This window comes from Sphingomonas sp. (assembly GCF_013816785.1).
Taxonomy (GTDB): Bacteria; Pseudomonadota; Alphaproteobacteria; order Sphingomonadales; family Sphingomonadaceae; genus Sphingomicrobium.
The window spans coordinates 1-21,410 of record NZ_JACDDV010000039.1; the positions used below are offsets into that span (position 1 = coordinate 1).

20 protein-coding genes and 1 pseudogene are annotated in these 21,410 nt (G+C 65.7%); 13 read left to right on the forward strand and 8 right to left on the reverse strand.

The genetic code is table 11. From position 1 onward, the window contains the following. Nucleotides 1-18: 18 nt before the first annotated feature. Nucleotides 19-1,161 (forward strand): TrbI/VirB10 family protein, encoded by a 1,143-nt coding sequence (locus tag H0W65_RS08830; RefSeq protein WP_294006568.1) that lies wholly within the window; start codon nucleotides 19-21, stop codon nucleotides 1,159-1,161. Next, entirely contained in the window at nucleotides 1,158-2,150 is a 993-nt protein-coding gene (virB11, locus tag H0W65_RS08835) for a P-type DNA transfer ATPase VirB11 (RefSeq protein ID WP_294006571.1), read from the forward strand. Before H0W65_RS08830 ends, virB11 begins: the two co-directional genes overlap by 4 nt. Nucleotides 2,151-2,217: 67 nt before the next feature. On the opposite strand, the gene H0W65_RS08840 is transcribed toward virB11, so the two are convergent. Both H0W65_RS08840 and H0W65_RS08845 read right to left on the reverse strand, forming a co-directional pair. After that, nucleotides 2,218-2,901, reverse strand: coding sequence for a hypothetical protein (locus tag H0W65_RS08840; RefSeq protein WP_294006574.1), 684 nt, complete (start codon nucleotides 2,899-2,901; stop codon nucleotides 2,218-2,220). A gap of 18 nt (nucleotides 2,902-2,919) precedes the next feature. Next, entirely contained in the window at nucleotides 2,920-3,723 is an 804-nt protein-coding gene (locus H0W65_RS08845) for a Crp/Fnr family transcriptional regulator (RefSeq protein ID WP_294006577.1), read from the reverse strand. A 250-nt stretch (nucleotides 3,724-3,973) separates the two neighbouring features. Here H0W65_RS08845 and H0W65_RS08850 point away from each other — a divergent pair, with 250 nt between their 5' ends. The 11 genes from H0W65_RS08850 to pgl all read left to right on the forward strand — a co-directional run bounded on the left by H0W65_RS08850 (nucleotide 3,974) and on the right by pgl (nucleotide 14,136). Beyond that, a complete protein-coding gene (locus H0W65_RS08850) occupies nucleotides 3,974-4,882 on the forward strand; it encodes an ROK family protein (protein WP_294006580.1) in 909 nt (302 codons plus the stop codon). A gap of 32 nt (nucleotides 4,883-4,914) precedes the next feature. Beyond that, nucleotides 4,915-5,076: a hypothetical protein gene (locus tag H0W65_RS08855; RefSeq protein WP_294006583.1), complete on the forward strand. Its 162-nt coding sequence runs from the start codon at nucleotides 4,915-4,917 to the stop codon at nucleotides 5,074-5,076. Next, a complete protein-coding gene (locus H0W65_RS08860) occupies nucleotides 5,073-5,708 on the forward strand; it encodes an aminodeoxychorismate/anthranilate synthase component II (RefSeq protein WP_294006586.1) in 636 nt (211 codons plus the stop codon). The genes H0W65_RS08855 and H0W65_RS08860 overlap by 4 nt, the downstream gene beginning before the upstream one ends. Nucleotides 5,709-5,865: 157 nt before the next feature. Continuing rightward, nucleotides 5,866-6,936, forward strand: a complete 1,071-nt coding sequence (gene trpD / locus H0W65_RS08865) for an anthranilate phosphoribosyltransferase (RefSeq protein ID WP_294006589.1) — start codon at nucleotides 5,866-5,868, stop codon at nucleotides 6,934-6,936. Then, nucleotides 6,929-8,287: a bifunctional indole-3-glycerol-phosphate synthase TrpC/phosphoribosylanthranilate isomerase TrpF gene (gene trpCF, locus H0W65_RS08870; RefSeq protein WP_294006593.1), complete on the forward strand. Its 1,359-nt coding sequence runs from the start codon at nucleotides 6,929-6,931 to the stop codon at nucleotides 8,285-8,287. The genes trpD and trpCF overlap by 8 nt, the downstream gene beginning before the upstream one ends. Next, nucleotides 8,284-9,459, forward strand: a complete 1,176-nt coding sequence (trpB, locus tag H0W65_RS08875; RefSeq protein ID WP_294006597.1) for a tryptophan synthase subunit beta — start codon at nucleotides 8,284-8,286, stop codon at nucleotides 9,457-9,459. Before trpCF ends, trpB begins: the two co-directional genes overlap by 4 nt. Further along, the gene (gene trpA / locus H0W65_RS08880) at nucleotides 9,456-10,286 is read left to right on the forward strand and encodes a tryptophan synthase subunit alpha (RefSeq protein WP_294006600.1); all 831 of its coding nucleotides are present in this window, start codon (nucleotides 9,456-9,458) and stop codon (nucleotides 10,284-10,286) included. Before trpB ends, trpA begins: the two co-directional genes overlap by 4 nt. 23 nt (nucleotides 10,287-10,309) lie before the next feature. Next, the gene (locus H0W65_RS08885) at nucleotides 10,310-11,116 is read left to right on the forward strand and encodes a type I phosphomannose isomerase catalytic subunit (protein WP_294006603.1); all 807 of its coding nucleotides are present in this window, start codon (nucleotides 10,310-10,312) and stop codon (nucleotides 11,114-11,116) included. A 52-nt stretch (nucleotides 11,117-11,168) separates the two neighbouring features. Beyond that, complete coding sequence (locus tag H0W65_RS08890; RefSeq protein ID WP_294006605.1) at nucleotides 11,169-11,915, forward strand: energy transducer TonB; 747 nt, start codon at nucleotides 11,169-11,171, stop codon at nucleotides 11,913-11,915. 72 nt (nucleotides 11,916-11,987) lie between these two features. Next, the gene (zwf, locus tag H0W65_RS08895) at nucleotides 11,988-13,442 is read left to right on the forward strand and encodes a glucose-6-phosphate dehydrogenase (RefSeq protein WP_294006608.1); all 1,455 of its coding nucleotides are present in this window, start codon (nucleotides 11,988-11,990) and stop codon (nucleotides 13,440-13,442) included. After that, complete coding sequence (gene pgl / locus H0W65_RS08900) at nucleotides 13,435-14,136, forward strand: 6-phosphogluconolactonase (RefSeq protein ID WP_294006611.1); 702 nt, start codon at nucleotides 13,435-13,437, stop codon at nucleotides 14,134-14,136. The genes zwf and pgl overlap by 8 nt, the downstream gene beginning before the upstream one ends. An 18-nt stretch (nucleotides 14,137-14,154) precedes the next feature. Here the strand turns inward: pgl and H0W65_RS08905 are convergent, their stop codons facing one another. From H0W65_RS08905 to H0W65_RS08930, 6 genes and pseudogenes are all read right to left on the reverse strand, one after another. After that, nucleotides 14,155-16,209, reverse strand: a complete 2,055-nt coding sequence (locus tag H0W65_RS08905) for a TonB-dependent receptor (RefSeq protein WP_294006614.1) — start codon at nucleotides 16,207-16,209, stop codon at nucleotides 14,155-14,157. A gap of 151 nt (nucleotides 16,210-16,360) precedes the next feature. Further along, the gene (locus H0W65_RS08910) at nucleotides 16,361-17,242 is read right to left on the reverse strand and encodes a hypothetical protein (RefSeq protein WP_294006617.1); all 882 of its coding nucleotides are present in this window, start codon (nucleotides 17,240-17,242) and stop codon (nucleotides 16,361-16,363) included. Between the two features lie 92 nt (nucleotides 17,243-17,334). Continuing rightward, entirely contained in the window at nucleotides 17,335-19,095 is a 1,761-nt protein-coding gene (locus tag H0W65_RS08915) for a M56 family metallopeptidase (RefSeq protein WP_294006620.1), read from the reverse strand. 2 nt (nucleotides 19,096-19,097) lie between these two features. Beyond that, nucleotides 19,098-19,475, reverse strand: coding sequence for a BlaI/MecI/CopY family transcriptional regulator (locus tag H0W65_RS08920; protein ID WP_294006623.1), 378 nt, complete (start codon nucleotides 19,473-19,475; stop codon nucleotides 19,098-19,100). 107 nt (nucleotides 19,476-19,582) lie between these two features. After that, on the reverse strand, nucleotides 19,583-20,881 hold the full coding sequence (locus H0W65_RS08925; RefSeq protein ID WP_294006626.1) for a L,D-transpeptidase family protein: 1,299 nt from the start codon (nucleotides 20,879-20,881) through the stop codon (nucleotides 19,583-19,585). 156 nt (nucleotides 20,882-21,037) lie between these two features. Further along, nucleotides 21,038-21,410 (reverse strand): annotated as a pseudogene (locus H0W65_RS08930) (MFS transporter); the annotation flags it as partial.

The following is a 21,410-nucleotide window of genomic DNA, read 5'->3' on the forward strand; positions in this document are numbered from 1 at the left end:
CGGAACCGGGGGCAAGCCATGAGCGATCTGCTTATCGTCAAGCGCCCGCAAGTCGCCGCGATGTCGCGAAAGACGCCCGTGGCGGTCGTGGGTTCGACCCTCGCCGCGGTAGGCCTTGGCGTGTTCTTATGGCTGTCCGACGCGCGCGCGGCCCAGCAGGATCGCGGCACGGCGCTGCCGCCGCTACCCGCGACCACGGCCACCGCCCCGGCGCCGCTGGCCCAGTCGACGACAATCCCGCCCCCCGCCCAACCGAACAGCTTCTTCATCCCCAACAGCGGACCGGTGACTCTGGTCGCCGCGCCGCCTACCCGGCAAACGGGGTTCGAACCGGCAATCGGTCCGCGACCGGTCGCGACTGACCCGATGCGCGAGCGGTTGCGGGCGCCGACGCTGGTGGTCGATCTTGCCCAGGCCGATCCCCAGCGCACACCGGGTTCAGTCGAAGTGCGGAGCGATGCCGGGAGCGGCTCGACGTCGACGACGGTCGTCACCCCCGCCCCGGATCCTCCAGCGGCAGACCGCAACTTGTCGGACACCGAGCGTTTCTCGACACGGGTCGGCAATGAGGAGGTCGAGGTCGCCCGGGCGCATCGGATGTCGGGGCTCGACCGGTTAGTGCCGCAGGGCGCGGTGGTCGCCGCGGTGATGGAGACCGCGCTCAACTCCGATCTGCCCGGCTATGCCCGCGCGGTGATCCAGCGCGACGTGCGCAGCTTCGACGGGTCGGCGGTGCTGATCCCGGCGGGAAGCCGCGTCATCGGCCAATATAAATCGGGTGTGGCGCAAGGCGCGTCGCGGGTTTTCGTGCTGTGGACCCGGCTTATCCGGCCCGATGGCGTGTCGATCGAACTGGCCTCGCCCGCAACCGACGAGCTGGGGCGCGGCGGGATCGGCGGCAAGGTCAATCGACACTTTCTTCAGCGCTTCGGCGGGGCGATTCTGACGACGGTGCTCAGCGCCGGGATCAATGCCGCGGCCGCTTCGCGATCGGGCGGATCGACGATCTTCGTCGGCAGCGCCGGCCAGGCCTCGAGCCTCGCCAGCCAGGCAGCGGGCAATGCCGACATTCCACCGACGATCACCACGCGGCAGGGCGCGGCAGTGCGCATCTTCGTCGCACGCGACCTCGATTTCAGCCGCGTGGGGCCGGCCCGATGAACGCGCCGCCACGGGTCTATCTCGACGCCTTCCTAGCGCCGCTCGCCGCCTATCTTGGACGCAGTGACGTCACCGATCTTTACATCAATCGCCCGGGCGAACTGTGGCTGGAAACCGCTGCCGGAACCGAGCGGCATGAGGCGCCCGCGCTTGACGACTCTTCGCTGTGGCGCCTGGCGCGGCAGATAGCCGCGTCGTCTGACCAGGGCATCAACCGCGAGCATCCGCTGCTTGCCGCCACGCTGCCCGACGGGGCCCGGATTCAGATTTGCGCGCCGCCGGCAACGCGCGGCCACATTATCGTTGCCGTTCGCAAGCACAGCATGCCCGACCTGCGGCTGTCGGATTATGAAAATGCGGGAGCGTTCGACCGACTGGGTGAGGCGGCACTCAAGCGGCGGGCGACCGACGATATGCTGGCCATCCTCTTAGGTGAGGGCCGGACGTTTGAATTCCTGACCGCTGCCGTCCAGGCGAGGCGGACGATCGTCATTTCGGGTGGCACCGGGACGGGTAAGACGACCTTTCTCAATGCGCTGCTCAAGGAAGCGCCCGACAGCGAGCGATTCGTGTTGATCGAGGACACGCCCGAAATTCAGCTGCACCACCAAAATGCCGTCGGCCTGATCGCGGTTCGCGGCAAGCTGGGCGAAGCTTCGGTCTCGCCGGCCGACCTGGTCGAGGCGGCGCTGCGCCTGCGGCCCGACCGGATCATCATGGGCGAGGTGCGCGGCGCCGAGGCGATCAGCTGGCTTCGCGCAGTCGGGACCGGCCACCCCGGATCGATCACCACGGTTCATGCCAATTCGCCCGAGGGGGCGATTGAGCAATTGGCGCTGATGTCCATATCAGCCGGAACCGAACTCGGCCGGGCCGAACTGGTCGACTATATCAAGGCGACCGTCGATGTGTTCGTCCAGCTTAGTCAGGATGACGGCACGCGGCTGGTGACGGAAATCAGGTTCGACGGCCCGGACGCCGCTGGTTAATCAAGGCTGCCGGTGCGCGTTTCTCCGACCACTGTCCCGAACAATTTGCCGCATTTTTCTGCGCCGGTCAAAACCAGTCCCATAGCGAGCCCGAGGGCGGCTCGGCTTGACGAGCCGCCATCTCCGCTGCCGGATCGACGCCGATCAGCAGTTGGCGCCAGGTCCAGTTGCCCGATCCGATGACGAGGAACATTGTATTGTCGCCGTCCGGAATTGGAAGAAGCCGTGGTCCGGTGACGGGCTCGTCGAGGCATTCGTCGGCGAGGGGCGCGAGGCTCTTCTCGAGTGCATCGCGTGCCGGACCGAGCGGAGCGTCAAGCGTGTTCGCAGTTTCGCTCCACCCGGCATTCCAGATGACCACAGCCTCCGCGACTGAGCGGCTTTCCGCCGGTGTGTGAAGCACCGCGGCGATGGCAGCGGGATCGGCCATCAGCGACTTCTGCACGAGCTCTAGCGTAGCGCAGCCGCCCGCGGCAGCGGTAGCGGTCGAGTCGGGCTCGTCCGAAAAGGCGATATCAGTCAGGATGCGCTTTGTATCGGCCAGCTTGCTGGGCAGCGCCGGCGGCGGCGGCCTGCCCGTCGCCGGCTCAGGAGTGAGAGTGATCAGGGAAAAGCTCCCCGGTCGGGCGGCGGGAGCCGGGCGAGCCGAGCCCATGGAAATCAACAGCGCGAAGAGCGAAAGGTGCAGAGCCACCGCGGCCGACAGGACGGCGACGCGCTGGGACCGCGGCGGGATCGATCGCTGGACCATGGAGTCAGGCTGGAACGCTCACCTTTGGCATTGCCTAATCTGTAGATAGTGGGCGTCGAACTCCGCTATCGCCGCGAGCCGGTCAGGGTCGAGGATCGACAGCCGCCGGTGACAAAGCTTAATCAATCCGTCGCTGCGCAGCCGTTGCAGCGTTCGATTGACATGGACCGGGGTCAGACCGGTGGTGTCGGCGAGCGTCGACTGGTTGACCGGCATCTCGAACGATCCGTCGAAGCTGACTTCACCAATGGCTTCCAGCCTGACCTTCATCTCGCAGAAGAAGTGGCTCAGTTTCTGCAGTGCATTGCGTTGCCCGACATTAAGCAGCCACTCGCGCAGGATGGCAATATCGAGAATGGCGGCGAGCGACAACGCCCGTTCTATCTGCGGATGGTCTGCAAGCAGATCCACGATCCGCCGCGTCGGGATTTTGACGGCCGCAGAATCGGCCAGCAATGAGACGCTGTGATCGGGCCGACCGAGGGTGGCGAAATGAATGTCGCAAAGGTCGCCGGGGATCAGGTAACCGAGGATTTGTCGCTGCCCGCTTGGAAGAAGCTTGTAGCGGCAGGCCATTCCGCGGACGAGAAGATAGACATGGTCGGGAACAGCATTCTCATGAATCAAGATGTGGCCCGACCGATAATTCTTGGGATATGCGGCCAAATTCCGCAGCGCATCGAGATCGCATTCCTCCAGCCGAACGAAGCGCCGTAACTTTGCAATCAGAGGTTGGGGAGGCGCTGGCGGTTCCGGCAAGTCGCGCGCCGAGGGCGGCCACGGCGCGGGGTCGAACGGCGCCGGATCGGGAAATTGGATCACAAAATCCAGATCGTTCTCAAGCGGTCGGGGCGCGGGGTAATCGCAGACGGGGGACCCAGTATATCTCAGCATCTGAAAACCCCATCGTTACGCGACCCCAGTCGGCGGTGCGAGCGGAGTTACGGTGTAAATGTTTGGTTGGATGCAGAGTTCCGCGCGGAACTAGGCTTGCAAACTTTTTGTTGTCCTGTTGCAGTTTAGGCATAGTCAACTTTGATGCGACGGATTTTGGAACCAATATGGTCTATCAATGACAACAGATAATCGGTTTGCGGCGATTGAAGCGGGCGGCACGAAAGTATTGTGCGCGATTGCGGGGGGAGACGGGGCGATTCTCGCGCAATGTCGCATCGCGACCCGCTCGCCTGAAGAAACCTTTGCCGACATCGATCAATTCTTTGGCGCGGGCATCGCCGAGTTCGGCCCGCTCCGGGCGGGCGGGATCGGCAGTTTCGGGCCCCTCGACCTCGACCCCACTTCTTCCGATTATGGCAGCATTATCACGACTCCCAAGCCGGGCTGGTCGTCGGTCGACATACTCGGCCGCATGGTCGGCATATTGGGCGTACCGACCGCGATCGACACAGATGTGAATTGTGCGGCCATCGCCGAAGCGAGGCATGGCGCGGGGCGGGACGTCGACCGGTTGTGCTACGTCACGGTCGGCACCGGGATTGGCGTCGGAGTGGCTGATCATGGCGTGGCAAGCGGCGGCGCGGCGAATGTCGAGGCGGGCCATAGCCGGGTTCCCAGAGCGCGCGACGATGAGGCGTTCGCTGGAATCTGTTCCTATCATGCCGACTGCCTCGAAGGGCTGGCATCCGGCCCGGCGCTCAAGGCCCGCTGGGGCGCTGGGGCGGAATCGCTTGATCCCGGCCATGAGGCGTGGGCTCGCGAAGCGCATTACATTGCCTGCCTGTGCGTCAACTTGAGCTACACGCTCCGGCCACAGCGGATCATTCTGGGCGGTGGCGTCTTGGCTCAGACTGGCCTCTATGCGCAGGTCCGCGCGGCCTATGTCGATCTGCTGGCGGGCTACGCGCTCGATGCGTGGAACGCCGACGCGGCGCGGTTCATTTGCGCGCCGACCCTGGTCGATCCCTCTCCCGGCCTGACCGGCGCGATCGACCTGGCCCGCGACCTTTACGCGGCGCGCTAGACCAAGGCGGCTGGATCGCGGGCGACGGAACGATGGATAGCGCGGTGGTCATTCGCTCGGCATTGGTGCAGGGGAGATGCCAGAAGTTAGGGCCGGGGCGGGAGTGGTCGCCGACTAGAGACCCGATGGCCGATGCCGCCGAAACCCGCGCCAAGGCGAGCGCCGTGCTCGAAACCCTGGGAGTAGTCGCATGAGAGTGTTGCTGATCGACAATCGCGACAGCTTCACCTTCAATCTGGGCGAGGCATGCCGGGCGGCCGGAGCCGAAGTCGAGGTGGTCCGCAATTCGATTGCGGCCGAGGATGCGCTCGACCGCGCGTTGCGCTTCGGCGCATTGCTGATGCTGTCGCCAGGACCGGGGCGTCCGGACGAGGCCGGCTGCTGCATGGAGCTGATCGAGATGGCCGCAGGCGTGGTCCCCCTAATTGGCATTTGCCTCGGCCATCAGGCGATCGTCGAGGCCGCGGGCGGCGACGTCGTGCGCGCGCATGAGCCGTGCCACGGTCAAAGCTCGGCGATCGATCATGACGGCGACGGGCCGTTTGCCGGATTGCCGAGCCCGCTCAGAGTCGGGCGCTATCATTCGCTGTGCACGCCCCTGAACGAGGTGCCCGATCGGCTGCGGGTCCATGCCGTGCTCGACGGCATGGCGATGGCGGTGCGTGACGAGGCCAAAGGCCAGTTCGGTCTGCAGTTCCACCCCGAATCGATCCTCACGCCGATGGGCGACCGTCTGCTCGGCGCCATTCTTTCCTGGGCCGACGCGCGCCGGATCGCGTTTGGCGGGTTGACTCGCGCGGTCGAGCCGGGAAAGGTCGCGGCATGAGCGCGAACGCACTTCCTTCGACGACCGGCCGGTGGTGGCGCGCACAATTCCTTGCGGCGGCGCGATGGCGCGGCTGGTGATCTGACGACCGCCAACCGACGATTTCGAAGCCCGCCCCTCCGGCGGGCTTTTTATTGCCCACGCAAGGAATTCCCCAATGTATCAAGCCACCAATCTCGCCGTTGCGACCACTCCGCTGCCGCTCGAAGACCATGGCCCGGTTCCCAACCCGCTGCCCAAGCTGCTCGCCGGGGAGGACCTAACCAGCGACGAAGCGGAGCATCTGTTCGAACGTCTGGTGATCGGCAAGCTGGAGCCGGCCGAGATCGCGGGGATGCTGATCGCGCTGCGAATGAAGGGCGAAACCGCCGACGAAATGATCGGCGCGGCCCGGGCGCTGTCGGCGGCGGCGCTGCCGTTCGAGCGGCCCGATTTTCTTTACGCGGACTGTTGCGGCACCGGCGGCGACGGGTCGGGGCTGATCAACGTGTCGACCGCCGCTGCCTTCGTCGCCGCGGCATCGGGGCTGCCGATCGCCAAGCATGGCAATCGCAGCGTCAGCTCCCGTTGCGGGTCGGCCGACGTGCTCGAAGCGCTGGACGCGACGATCGAAATGGCGCCCGACAAGGCCCGCGCCCTGCTCGACCAGACCGGATTCTGTTTCCTGTTCGCCCCGGCCTATCATCCGGGGATGAAGCATGCGGCGCTCGTCAGGCGGCAACTGTCGGTGCGAACGGTGATGAATTTGCTCGGCCCGTGCATCAATCCGGCGCGGCCCCCGGTGCAGCTGCTCGGAGTCGCCGACCCGAAGATGCTCCGCCGGGTAGCGCAGACGCTCGACGCCATGGGGGTCGGGCAAGCGCTGGTGGTGCACGGCTCGGGGCTCGACGAGGTCGCCCTGCACGGCGAGACGCGGGCGATCCGCCTGTCGAATGGCGACATGACCGAGATCGAGCTGACCCCCGAGGACGCCGGACTGGAGCGCGCCCCGCTGAGCGTCGTCACCGGCGGCGGACCCGAGGAGAATGCGGCGCGGCTGCGTGATCTCCTGGCGGGCCAGGGAAGCCAGGCCGAGCAGGATATCGTCATCCTCAATGCCGCCACGCTGCTGCTTACCGCAGGTCTTAGCGAGGATGTGCGAATGGGTGCCGCGCTCGCGCGCGATTCGCTGAGGAGCGGCAAGGCGGGCAAGGTGCTCGACGCCTATGTCGAGGCCAGCCGTGGTTGACGTTCTCGATCGGATCGTCGCGCGGAAGCGCCGGGAAGTGGCCGCCCGCCTCAGCGGGCCCATCGAGGCGGTGCCGACGACGCGGTCTCTTCGTGCGGCGTTGGCGCGACCCGGTGCGCGGTTTGTCATGGAAGTGAAGCGCGCCTCGCCGTCGGGGCATCGGAGCGGGGTTAGCGTCGAGCAGGCGGCCGCCGCGTATGCGCCGGTCGCCGACGCCATCAGCGTGTTGACCGACGGCCCGGACTTCGGCGGATCGCTCGACGATTTGCGGACGGTCCGCGTGCGCTTCGACGGGCCGATCCTGGCCAAGGATTTCATCGTCGATCCGGCGCAGGTGAGCGAGGCACGCGCGGCGGGTGCCGACGCGGTACTGTGCATGATGTCGGTGCTCGACGATGCTGGCGCGACAGCGGTACTGGCCGAGACGGAGCGCCTACAAATGGACGCGATCGTCGAGGTCCATGACGAGGCGGAGTTGGCGCGAGCGCTCGCGCTTGGCGTCGCGATCGTCGGGATCAACAATCGCGACTTGAAGACGCTCAAGACCGACCTCGCTGTGACCCAGCGGTTGGCGCCGCTAGTGCCGGCCGACGTGCTGGTGATTTCGGAATCGGGCATTTCTTCGCGTGCCGATGTCGAGCGGCTGGCTCGCCACGCCGATGCCTTCCTCGTCGGATCGGCGCTGATGGCGGCACTCGATATCGCCGAGGCGGCGCGAGCCCTGGTCCATGGCCGGGTCAAGCTGTGCGGGTTGACGCGGACCGAGGACGTGGTGCTGGCGGCAGGCGCCGGGGCGACCCATGCCGGGTTCATCCTGGTGCCGGGTACGCCGCGGCACGTCGGGCTGGAACAGGCGCGGCTACTCGCGGCAAGCGCGCGCGAGTTAGGACTACAACCGGTGGGCGTGTTCCGCGACGTAGCGCCGCGCGAGGTAGCGAAGGTCGCCGAGGAATTGCGACTTGGCGCGGTGCAGTTGCATGGCCGCGAGGGCGAGCGGGATATTGGCGAGCTTCGTCGAGACCTACACCCGGAGACTGAGCTTTGGGCCGTGTGCAGGGTTGGCGACGACGTGCAGCCCGCCCGGGCGGGAGCCGACCGGACCCTGTTCGACAGCGATGGCGGCGGGACCGGTCGCGCGTTCGACTGGAGCCGCATCGAACGGCGCGACGATTTGTCCGCCGCCTTCGTGGCCGGCGGGATCGGGCCCGTGAATGCGCGGGAAGCGAGCAGGCTTGGGGCCTATGGGATCGACGTGGGATCGGGCGCCGAAGCGTCACCGGGAATCAAGGACGGAGCCAAGGTGCGCGCGTTGTTCGATGCGCTGCGGGCCGGGTCGAGGAGTGACGCATGAGGATGGATGGCCGCTTTGGCCGCTACGGCGGGGCCTATGTTCCCGAAATCCTCGTGCCCGCGCTCGAACAGCTCGAGGCGGCGTTTCTAGATGCGCAGGAAGACGAGGCCTTCAACGCCGAGCTGTCGAACCTGCTCACCACCTACGCCGGACGGCCGACGCCGCTCACCCGGTGCCGCAATCTCGGCAAGGGTCGCGCGAAAATCTATTTGAAGCGCGAGGATCTGCTCCACGGCGGGGCGCACAAGACCAATCAGGTGCTGGCGCAAGGCTTGCTTGCCAAGCGGATGGGCAGGACCCGCCTGATCGCCGAGACCGGCGCCGGGCAACATGGGGTCGCGACCGCGCTTGCCGGCGCGCTGTTCGGCCTCAAGACCCGCATCTACATGGGCGCCGACGACGTCGAGCGGCAGAAGCTCAATGTCTTCCGCATGGAATTGATGGGCGCCGAGGTGGTGCCGGTGACCGGCGGCGGGCGTACCTTGAAGGATGCGGTCAACGAGGCCCTTCGCGACTGGACCGCGAGCTTCGCCGACACCCATTATCTGCTCGGCACGGTCGCCGGTCCGCACCCCTTCCCGCTAATGGTGCGGGAGTATCAGCGGGTGATCGGCAAGGAGGCGCGTGCCCAAATCCTCGAAATCGAAGGCCGGTTACCGGATGCGGTGATCGCCTGCGTCGGCGGCGGGTCGAACGCGATCGGCATCTTCTCCGACTTTATCGCCGATGAGGGCGTCGAGCTGATCGGGGTCGAGGCCGCGGGCAAGGGTCTTGAAGGCCGCGAGCATGGCGCCACCCTTTTGCGCGGCCGCACGGGTATCCTTCACGGCGCGGAAACGCTGCTGTTGCAGGACGAAGACGGGCAGGTCGATGACACCTGGTCGATTTCGGCCGGGCTCGACTATCCCGCAGTCGGGCCTGAGCACGCCCATTTGAAGGACATCGGCCGCGCTTCGTACGTCGGTTGCGAGGACAAGGAAGCGCTCGCCGCGTTCGTCGCGCTGGCGAGGAGCGAGGGCATCGTCGCAGCGTTTGAGAGCGCCCACGCGCTGGCCCATGCGCTCAGGCTCGCCGAGGAACGCGATGATCAGCCGATGCTGCTCGTCAATCTGTCGGGACGAGGGGACAAGGACATGGCGCAAGCGCAAACCCTCCTCGGGGCAATGGCATGACCCGCTACACGGCGATGTTCGAGCGGTGCCGCGCGACGGGCGAGGGGGCGCTGGGCGCCTTCCTGATGCTTGGCGATCCCGGGCCGAATGCTAGTGGCGAATATCTCGATGCGCTGGTCGCGGGCGGGGCGGATATGGTCGAGCTCGGTATCCCATTCAGCGATCCGGTCGCCGACGGGCCGGTGATCCAGGCGGCGGCCGAACGAGCCCTGCACGCAGGCGTGCGGACCGGCGATTGCCTGCGCATGGTCGCCGAATTTCGGCAGCGTCACGCCGTGGTTCCGATCGGCATTCTGACCTATGCCAATATCGTTGCGGCGCGTGGAATCGAGCGGTTTTTCGCGGAACTGGCCGCGGCCGGGATCGATAGCCTGCTCATCGCCGACGTTCCGAGCATCGAGGCGGCGCCCTATGCGGCGGCGGCCAAGGCGGTAGGGGTCGATTTGGTAATGATCGCCGCGCCCAACACACCGGCGCCGACGCTCCGGCGGATCGCGGAGCTGTCGTCGGGCTATACCTATTGCGTTGCGCGGGCCGGGGTGACCGGCGCCGACCAGCAGCTGACGCTCGATCATGGCGAGTTGTTCGCGGCGCTGGACGAGGCTCGGGCGCCGCCGCCCGTGCTCGGCTTCGGCATCGCTACGCCCGAGCACGTTGCCGAGGCGATCGGCAGCGGGGCGGCGGGCGTGATCTCGGGCTCGGCGATCGTCCGAAGGGTGGCCGACGGCGCATCGCCGGGCGAAATCGAGCAATTTGTCGCTTCGCTCAAGGCCGGGACGCGGCGAAAGCCTGCAACCGCGCAGGACGGGGCGGCGTTGATGTCCTGACGCGCTTATTGCAGGGAAATCGGATGTTGCTGAACACAGTCGAAGTCGAAAAGCCGTGGGGCGTTGACAAGCTGCCGCAGGGTTTCGACTACCCCGGGGGCAAGAAAATCGGAGAGATATGGTTCGACCGGCCAGGCGATCCGCTGCCGCTGCTGATCAAATGGCTGTTCACATCGGAGCGGCTGTCGATCCAGGTCCATCCCAATGATGAACAGGCGAATGACCGAGGCCTGAAGTCGGGCAAGGAAGAATGCTGGGCGATCGTCGCGGCCGAGCCGGGCGCGAAGCTCGGCATCGGCACGATCAGGCCGTTGTCGCTCGACGAGCTTCGCGAGGCATCGCTGAACGGCAAGATCGAGAATTTGATGGATTGGAAGCCGGTTCGCGCCGGCGATTTCTTCTACATCCCGGCGGGCACGGTGCACGCGATCGGCGCGGGCATCTCGTTGATCGAAGTGCAACAGAATGCCGATGTCACCTACCGCCTTTATGATTATGGCCGCCCGCGCGAGCTCCATCTCGACGATGGCGTGGCGGTGTCGCGGCCCGAGCCCTACGCCGATCCGCGATCGGGGCGGATGGCGACCGCGGGGCTGCAGCAGTTGGTCGACGGGCCCCTGTTTCGGCTGTGGCAGGGTGGCGGCGCCGAGGTTGCGTCGCTGATTGCGGCAAGCGACGAGCCGAGTTGGCTGATCCCGGTCGAGGGCAAGATCGAAACCGGCGACGGCGAGCGGGCCGGACCCGGCGATTGCCTCTACCTCCAGCCGGGCGCGAAGATCGCCGCGAGCGAAAGTTCGCGGATGCTGGTCGCACGCAACGGCACGGTCTAGCGATCGTTTCCGCGACGAAACCTTGCTCCCCGCCGTGGCGTTGAAGGAGGGGATGTACCAGCCACGCCCTTCGATCCGGGACCGGACGCTCGCTCTTGCGCTGGTGATCGGCGTCCACGTCGCGCTGGCGTTCGCGCTGGTCAACCTGTCCGGGACGGTGCGCGAGCAATTGCCCGAGGAGGTGATCGACGTGTTCGATCTCACCGACCCGCCCCCGCCGCCTCCGCCGCCACCGCCGGTCGTCGAGAAGCTGCCCGAGCAGCCGAAACCGAAGAAGGAGGAAGGCGCCGCCTCGCCGCAGAACATCAAAAGCAAGGCAACTCCCGTCGCCGCGCCCAAACCGCCGATCGTGCTGCCAATCCCGCAACCGATCCCGGTCAGTCCAACCCCGAATACTGGTAACGAGCCGACCCAGGGCGCGTCGCCGGTTCCCGGACCGGGCACCGGCGCCGGTGGGTCCGGTACGGGGACGGGCAGCGGCGGATCGGGCAGCGGTTCCGGCGGCGGCGGAATCGGCGGCATCGGCACGCGACCGCGGCTGGCTAGCCCGTCGCTCACCGGCCGCGATTATCCGGGCGAGCTGCGCCGCATCTGGCCGCGCGGGGCGCGGGTCGCGGTCGCGGTGCGGGTCCAACTCGACGGGCGAGGCACCGATTGCAAGATCAACTTGTCGAGCGGCATTCCGGCAATCGACGCCGAAACCTGCCGGCTGGTCGAAACCCGGCTGCGCTTCCGCCCGGCGACCGATGAGAGCGGACGCCCGGTCGTCGCATGGGCCGGCTATCTGCAATTTCAATGATGCGCAGGTCAAAGTGCGGCCGGTCCAATCAACCCTTCGCAAGTCGGCGCGGTTGCGGCTAGGGAGGCTGCGATGAGCGACAAGGTGAAGACGTTATTGCTGTTCGGTGCAACCGGCGACTTGTCGCATCGGATGTTGTTGCCGTCTCTCTATGGGCTGCACGCCGATGGCTTGCTGCCCGACGACCTCAACATCCTCGGCACGGCGCGCAGCGACCTCGACGAGGCCGCCTTCCGCGCGTCCGCGGTGGAGGCGCTCGCCGAGCATGTACCAGCAGACTTTTATCAGGCCGAGACGGGCCAAAAATTTGTCGAACGCCTGAGCTACGTCGCGCTCGATGCTTCGCAAGGCGATCATTTTGACCGTCTCGCGGCGAAGATCGACGCCGACGCGGGTCTCGCCATCTTCCTGTCGACCGCGCCGACGCTGTTCGAGCCGATCATCACCGGACTCAGCCGCGTTGGCTTGACCGGCGACACGGTCCGGCTGGCGCTCGAAAAGCCGCTCGGTTCCGACCTCGCCTCGAGCCGCGAGATCAACGACGCAGTTGCCGCCGCCTTTCCCGAGGCGCGAACCTTCCGCATCGACCATTATCTCGGCAAGGAAACGGTGCAGAATCTCCTGGCGCTGCGCTTCGCCAATTCGACCTTCGAGCCGCTGTGGAACGCGAGCCACATCGACCATGTCCAGATCAGCGTCGCCGAGACGGTCGGGCTGGAAGGGCGTGCCGGCTATTACGACGGCGCAGGGGCGCTGCGGGACATGGTTCAGAACCATATGCTGCAATTGCTCGCGCTGGTGGCGATGGAGCCGCCGGCCGATTTCGACGGCACCGCGGTGCGCGACGAGAAGGTCAAGGTGCTCCGCTCCCTGCGGCCGATCAAGGCCAGCGATGTCGCAGCGCAGGTCGTCACGGGCCAATATGGCAACGGCGCGGTGGGTGGCGAGCCGGTCAAGTCTTACGCCGACGAACTCGGCAAGAGCTCGACGACAGAGACGTTCGTCGCGCTGAAGGCGCATGTCGACAATTGGCGCTGGGCCGGGGTGCCGTTTTATCTGCGCACCGGCAAGCGTTTGCCCGAGCGCAAAACCGAGATATTCATCCAGTTCAAATGCGTACCCCACTCGATGTTCGCCAAGCGTGGGGCGAAAACCAAGGCCAACAAGCTGATTATCTCGATCCAGCCCGAGGAGAATATCCGCCTGCTGGTGATGGCCAAGACGCCCGGCCTCGATCGCGACGGAATTCGCCTGCGCGAGGTTCCGCTCGATGTCGGTCTGGCCAACGCTTTCGCCGACCATCGCCGGCGGATCGCCTATGAGCGGCTGCTGCTCGACCTGATCGAGGGCGATCCAACCCTGTTCGTTCGCCGCGACGAAGTCGAGGCGCAATGGCAATGGATCGACGGGGTGCGCGCCGCCTGGGAAGAGGCGGGACTGAGCCCCAGCAATTATGGCGCGGGAAGTTGGGGGCCGTCGGCCGCCATCGCGCTGACCGAACGCGACGGAGTGCATTGGCATGATTGAAGCCGAATTTTGGGATTACGACAACATCGAGGAAATGGCCGACGCGGTCGCCGGTGACATCGGCTTCATCGTCGAAAGCGCGCTGGAAGCGCGAAACGCCGCTCTGCTCGCCATGCCGGGCGGGAACACTCCCAAGCCGATTTACGCCAAGCTGGCGGCCGCCGTGCTGCCGTGGAAGCGGGTGACGATCATCCCCGGCGACGAGCGGCTGGTGCCGATGGACAGCGAGCTGAGCAATGTTCGCGCGCTGGCGCAGGTATTCATCCCCGCGGGAGCGCGGGTCATTCCGATCACCGGCGACATCGCCGATTATAAGCTGGCCGGGAACAGCGCCGATGCGCGCCTGCAGGATTTGTCGTGGCCGCCCGACCTCGTCTGGCTCGGCATGGGCAGCGACGGGCATACCGCGTCGATCTTCGCCGGGCCCGATTTCCAGTCTGCGCTGGATGCGCCAAGAGCGCGGCGCGCGATCGGCGTGATGCCCGACCCGATGCCGGCCGAAGTTCCGGTAGCGCGCGTGACCTTGACCCGCGCCGCGATCCTTAGCGCGCGAACCATCCTGATCACCATCACCGGTCAGGACAAGCGCGACCTGCTCGAGCAGGCGATCAAGGACGGGCAAAGCTCAAAGCTGCCGATCGGCCGGGTGCTAGCCGAGGCCGAGCAGCCGATCGACATTCACTGGGCGCCCTGACCACGGCGCCCGTCGCTATTAAAAGTTGCCGCGGACCGACAGGCTGAAAATCGGTCCGATCAGCTGGTTGTTTTTCTGGACGAAAGCCACCGGGTCGCGCTCGCGCCGGCCCTCATAGACGACGCGATCGAAGCGGTGGCGGGCGTTTAAGAGATTGCCGGCGGTGAAGCGCACAGTCAGCCCCAGCAAGTCCTTGTGCTCGATGAACAGATCGGCGAACACCGGCCCCTCCCAGCTGCGGCTGACCTCGGTGAGGTAGAAGGATTTGGTATAATGCTGGTGGCTGGCCGCGGCGCCCCAGGCGATCTTGCTTCCCGGAATATCGTGGCGGAACGAAATTTTCGCCCAACGGTCGCGGGTGCCACTGATTGGCCGCTTCTCGTGGGTCAGCGGATCGCGCACGCTGGTGTTTTCGAAGCCGAACGACAGGTCTACCTTGGCGCCCATCCAGCCAATCGGGGCCATCAGCAATGTGCTTGTCCATTCGCCGCCGAATCGCGTCGCGTTCGGCAGGTTGCCGACCGCCTCGCCATCCTCGCCGATCGGGATAATGTCGATGATGTCTTCGATGCGGTGGGCGTAGAGCTTGAGGCGCGTCTTGCCCCACGGGCCAAGTTCTCGCCCGACCTCGGTCTCGATCTCCCAGCTCTGCGGCGGGACGAGGTCGGGATTGCCGCTGTTCTCGCGGTCCTGGCTGAGATTGGGCTGCGCAAGAAAGTCGTAGAAGCTTATTTGACCCACGCGTCGGCGCAGCTTGATGCTTGTGTCCCACCCCTTGGCCGGGCGCCAGCCCAGCGTGATGCTCCCCTTGGGACGGAAGAATTTGCGCGGCGGCAGATCGCCGTCGACCCGCTCGAGCCTGGAAATCTCGCCTCCGGCGGCGACTTGCAGGTCGAGCTTTGTGCCCAACGGCCGACTGAAGGTGCCGATCGCCTCGTAACGCACTTCCTGGACCTTGCCGCTCCCTTCGGGGAACGGCACTTCCTCGAATTCGCCGACCGGGCTTAGCACGAACAGGCCGCCGCGCTGGTCGAGCGAGTTGAAGGCGCGCTCGAGCGACAGCTGCCAGTCGTTTTTGCCGGCCTTCCAGCCATATTCGGCGCGACCGACGGTTTCGCCGATGCGCGAGTCGCGGCCGAACCGCAGTCCCGTCGTCGGCGCGCCGCTGTCGAACCGCGTCAGCTGGGTGGTGACGACCGGCTGATGTTCGAAGTGACGCAGGCCGATCAGCTTGAGCCGTCCTGGGCCGAACGTGAGCTCATAGTCGCCGCTGAGGTCGACATAATAGCCGGCGAGAGTCTGGACGATGGATCGTTGACGGTCGTCCCCGTCGAGCCGCTCGCGCCGCTCGTCGGAATGAAACGGGCTCCAATACGGCGTGTAGGCCAGCGTCAGATTGCCGACCGATGAGCCGGGGCCGTCGAGCTTGAACTTGCTCGACATGGTGACGTGGTCGCTTTCGGAGTGGATAATCTGATGGCGCGTCTCGACGTTGGTTCCGGCGGGATCGAAGATCAGGACTGGGCCGCCATAGGCGCCGCGCCCGGCCTGATCTTTGACAGAGAAGGTATAATCGACCGGTCCCTTCTTGCCCGAATAGCTGACCGAGCCGCGAAACAGGTTCGGTCTGGCATAATGGGCGCGAAAGTCGGGCTTCCATTCGAATTGCCCGCTGGCCTTATTCTTCATCAGGACGATGACGTTGGCGACCTGTCCCGAGAGGCCGGCGATGCCAAGCTGGGCGGCTTCGACGACCTCGATCCGCTCGACATTGCCGGCGCTGACCTTCTGTAGCTCGTCGATCGCGCCGCCCGATTTGTTGGCGATGCGCTGACCGTTGATCAGGACATTCTCCGACGCCTGGCCAAGGCCGCGCTCCTGGTTGGAGGTGCGGATGGTGAAGCCGGGAACCTGTATCAGCATGTCGTAGGCGGTTTTGGGGGCGAAGCGCGCGAAGTCGGCCGTCGTGTAAACCCGCCGTTGGTCGGGCGTCGCCAGTGGGGCTGCAGGTGTCGCTACTGGCGGGGCGGCAGTCGGCGCGACCTGCGCGACGACGGGGGCGGTGGCCGGCAAAAGCAAGGCGATTCCGGCAAGCAATCTCGCCCTATGATTACGCAACGGGAACAGCATAATTTTCTCTCTCCAACAAAAACCGCCGGCCAGCCATCTGACCGTGCAAGGCGGCCGCCCAGGCGTTCAAACACCCGGCGGCGTCGGTCGGCGATTAGCGTCGCCGCCGTGGTTCGAGGCCGGTGAGGCGCCGCCGGACGAGCTGTTCGGCGGACGGGCTGGCGACACCTTGGACCTGGAGAGCGCGGACATCCTCCGGCGTGACGCCGAAGATGCGCAGTTTGACCAGCTTGTTGGGCGGCAGGTTGCGATAGCCGATCCGGGCGAACGACCTGATGAAGTCAGGCGTGACCCGGTGGATCGCCATGGCCATCAGGTCGTGGGCATCGATCTGCCGGTAGCCAAGCGCGCGATAGGCGCGGATCAGATCGGGATTGACCTTGTGAATCTTGAAGCCGACGAGCTCGTCGACCGATCCAAGCCGGTAGCCGGCGGAGGCAAGATCGCGGACGTAAGCAGGATCGATCGCGAAGATGCCGAGCGCGACGCTTTGGTCGAGGGTTGGGCGCGGATATCCGGCGGCGGCGAGCGCGTCGAGCACTTCGGGCCTGAAGTTGCTCATCGCCAAATTGTAGCTTTGCTCAAGATTGGGGCGGCCAAGGCCGCGACGAACGAGCATCGCCGAAAAAGCCTGGTCCGCAGCAAACCCGCACCGGCCGGTGCCTTCAGAGGATCGAGCCGAGCCGCTGCAGTCGAAACGCCCGGCCGGCCGCGTCAGTGTAAAGCGGATCGGCGTCGCGCTGGGCGCCGCAAGCTGGGCGGTGCTGAGGCCGGGCAGGTCGGGCAGCGCGATTTGCTGCGACCAGTTTCCCGACTGGTTTCCCGCCTGATGCTTCATGCTTAATTTGACCGTGTTTGGGCTGCCGGCCGGGCCCAGGTGAAAATCCGACGTGGACCAATCGGCGGCGAAGCAGGCGGACGAAATGGCGAGTGCGGTGCAGGCGTTGGCGGCGAGCAGGGCAAGGGCACGGTTCACGGCAATTCTCCTTCGGTTGTCGGAGGCAAAACTCTCCCGTTCATCCCCTGGGGGATGCCCGGAACTTCGGAATTGGATCGGCTGGGGCCGGGCTAGGGTCGGTGTCGCCGACCGGGCGGCGGCTGGGGAGGCTCGGGAGGACGAGCGAGGTCTTCAGGGCCTACTCCGTAGATTCGCATCTTCGACAGCTCGCTCAAAGTCAGGCCGCGATGGCCTGATGCGGCGATTGCACGGATGTAGGAGGGGGTGACGCCCAGAATGGCCGCCTTTCCGATCTCTTTGGCACCTGCGTTGTTATAGCCGGCGTCGGCCAGCGCACGGATGAATTCCGGGGTGACGCCCTGGACCTTCAGTGCCATTAACTCGCCCGTGTCGAGGTTGCGGAACCGCTGCGCGGAGGCGCGTATCGCCGCGGCATATTCGGGGGTGATGCCGAGCACCTTCATCTTGATCGCGGCGTCGATCGGATCGCGCGAACGAATCCGGACTTCTCCGCGATGATTTTCCGCGTTGGCGAGTATGGCGTCAAGGCTGGTCGAGTGCGCGGCGACACGGATCCTGGCGTCTCGGCGATAATTCTCCGCGTCGGCCAGTTTGGCTTCAAGGCTGGTCGCGTGCGCGGCGACACGAATCCTGGCGTCTCGGCGATGATCCTCCGCGTCAGCGAGCTTGGCCTCAAGGCTGGTCTCCCGCGCGGCGACGGCGACCGACGATGCGACCGCGCCGGAAACGGCCTGATCGACGGCTCGGTCGACGGCCGGGCCAACCGCTTCCGTGGCCTGAACCGCGCTGATCAGCGCCTTGCCCTGCCTTACTCGGGCTTCGGCCAGCCGGTCCTCGGGAAACTGTGCTTTGGGCGCAAAGGTCAGCGCGGCGAGCGGCGCGGACATCACCAACATGCCAGCGGCGAAGCCGGCGATCCAGGAACGGGCGGCGGGACCGCGCGCGAGGCTGGCGTCGAGCACTCGGCGAACCCGACGGCGAAGCGAATCCTTGCTCGGGGCGACGCCGTGCGCGCCGAGCAACAGGCCCTTGCATTCGTGGCGGGCAATCCCAACCAGCAACTGGGCATAGTCGGTATCGCAGATATTGGCGGCGAGCACCGCGTCATCGGCGGCTTCCTCGCGCAGCTGATGGGCTTCGCGAGCGAGCCCCCACGCCAGCGGGTTGAACCAGAATACGGCGGTGGCGACTCGCGCGAGCATCAGCTTGGCCCAATCGAGACGGGCGACATGGGCGAGCTCATGGGCGATGATCGCCTCGGCCTCGTCGGAAGCGGCGAGCGCTTCGTCATTAAGCAGAATGACCGGGCGCATCAGTCCCCAGCTAATCGGCGACGACAGCTCGCAACTGGTGAGCAGTGCGGTGCCATGCTTGAAGCCCATGCGACGCTGGGCATGGGCAAGCGCGCTCAGCCATATGGGATCGACCAGTACCTGGGCGCGGGCCCTGAGCGCGAACAGGCGCAGCAGGGCGATCATGGTGATCAGCAGCAGCGCGACCACGGGCGCGGCGTAAGCGTACGGCGCCCAATCGGCCGAGCTGATTTGCTGCGTCGCGACCGGAATTGCCGTGTACGGCGCGGATCCGGCGGCCGTGGAGGACAGCGGCGTGGGCGTACCAACGGGGGCAGTCGCCTCGATTTCAGGCGACGGGATCAGCATCGCTGGTCGGGCGACATGCAGCGCAGGGAGCACAAGGCTGGCCAGCGGAAGCGCGACTAGCGCGAACAGGCCGAGGTGCGCGATCCACGACCTTTCGGCCGCCGAGCGATTGCGAGTAACGTGGAGCAGGAGCAACGTCGCGGCGGCGATCAGCAACGACTTGACCCCAAGGCCTAACAGCATTTCCATGGCTAGGTTCTCTTCGCCTGGCGGGCCTTGGCGATCATCGCCTCAAGCTCGTTGAGTTCGTCGGTATCGAGCCGGCCAGACATGCCGAGCAGCGCCGTCGCCGCCCCCGCCGCCGAGCCGTTGAAGAACGTCTTGACCACGCCGCTTAGCGCGGACTTGCTCGCCTGGGCGTCGGACATAGTGGGCTCGAACAAATAGCCGCGCTCTGATTCCTCGCGGCGGACAAACCCCTTATCCTCCAATCGCTTGAGCATCGCCCGGATGGCCGATCCGCTGAGGCGGTCAGGAAGCGCGTCGCACAGGTCGGCGACGGCCATCGCGCCGCGCTCATAGAGCAGGTCCACGATTTGGCGTTCACGAGGTGGCAATCGATTGAGCATGAGCTGATTCTCCGCGCTACATTTGTAGTCATGCTACATTTGTAGCGCGGACGCAAGCGCCAATTCGACGGATTGATGAACGCTGGCCCGGTCAGTCGGACGCGCGGTTACTGTCCGCCGAGCGCGACGGCTTGGGTCGGGGACGGCGAGTCCCAGCCGTAGACGTCCTTGGCATAGGCGATCTGGCCGGTTTCCGGTCGTGCGGTCAAATAGGTGACATAGACCGGCACACCCTGCGGGAAGGGAACGGTCAGTTCGGCGCTGGTGTCTTCGGGCCGCGCCGGGCGGCCCATCAGCCAGGTGCCGAAATCGGCGGCGCGTTCGAGGCGGATGCAGCCGTTGCTGAGGGTCCGGTCGGCCTTGGCGAAATATTCCTTGTGGGGCGTGTCGTGAAGATAGATGCCAAACCCATTTTCAAACGGGAATTTCATCTTGCCCATAGAGTTTCCTCCGGTCGGCTTTTGGCGAAGCAAAGCATGAGCCGTACCGGCCGCAACCGCCTTCCAGTCGATCGTCTTCGGATCGAGGATGATCGGGTTTGCTGACCAGCTGTCGACCACCTCATATTTGTTTCCCTTAAGCGCGCCCGGTCCAATTTTTGCCGCCGCCGGCGCAATGTTGAGGCGAACGAGATGATCCGGGACGTGCCAGTAAGGGTTGTAGATGGCGTAATACATCACGCTGGCGATCATCGGCGTCCGAAGGCTGCCGTTGCTCTTTGGATCGACCTCATTCTTACCGACCACGACTTTCATCGTGTCGACGGGCACGCCATTTTCGTACATCCACAGGCGGGCAGAGGCGATGTCGACCAGCACGAACTTGTTCGATGGGGACTGGAAGCGCACGCGGGGCAGGTTCAGCGCCAGCCGCGCCGACTGGCCGCCATCGGGCAGCTTGGCTTCCTCAAGCGCCGCCTGACGCAGTTGCCCATAGACCGGATTGAGGTTCCACACCGACTGGACGTAGGCGGGTAGCGACGGAGCGCGGGCGGCGCCAGCGAGGATCGATTCGCCGCTAGGCGTGCGGGGTCCAACCCACTTGTTGCCGTAGGTCATCCCCGGAATCGGGGCGTAAAGCGACTGGACATAGTCAATTAGCGCGGTCGACATCGCACGCTCGGCTATGGTCGCAGCGGCTGCTCCGCCACTCGGGGCGCCAGCAATCGCGGCTTCTATCTGTCCCGCCAGTTGGGGTCCCCGCGCGAAGCCGTCAATCGGCGCATCGCGCAGGAGTTGAATCAGCGCGACCTGTGCCTCGCGGTTCGACATCCACAGAACGGCGTTTTTGCGGGCCGAATAGAAGCGGTCGACCGGAGTGTAGCTCCGAATGACCACCGGAGCGGGGGCGGCGACGGGGGCCGGCTCCGGCCGCTTCCTGGCATAAGCCGGTGTCGCGCCGACCACGGCGGCAAGAAGAGCAAATCTACAGGTCGTTGAAATCACGGCAATTCCCCGATGTTGAGCCGTCCAAATATAGCGCATTGGCTGAACCTGCGCTGCATCATCCTGACCAAAGCGTCAACCAAAGTGCCCTAGTGTGGCGCGGATGCCACGGATAGCTCAGTCGAGCCGCTTGCCGTTGGTTTCCTTCATGAAGAGGAGCGCGCAGACGATCGGCAGTGCGGTGAAGAAGATCGGGTACCATAGGCCGGCGTAGATATTGCCGGTGATGGTCACCAGCGCGAAGCTGGTCACCGGCAGGAAGCCGCCCACCCAGCCGGTGCCGATATGGTAGGGAAGGCTCATCGCGGTGTAGCGGATGCGGGTCGGGAACATCTCGACCAAAGCGGCGGCCTGCGGGCCGTAGAGTGCGCAGGCACCGATGACGAACACCAGCAGCCAGCCGAACAATTTGACCCAGTCGATCGCCTCGGGCGCGGCGCCGGCCGGATAGCCGGCGGCGGCGAGGGCGAACTTGAGGTCCGCGCCGGTG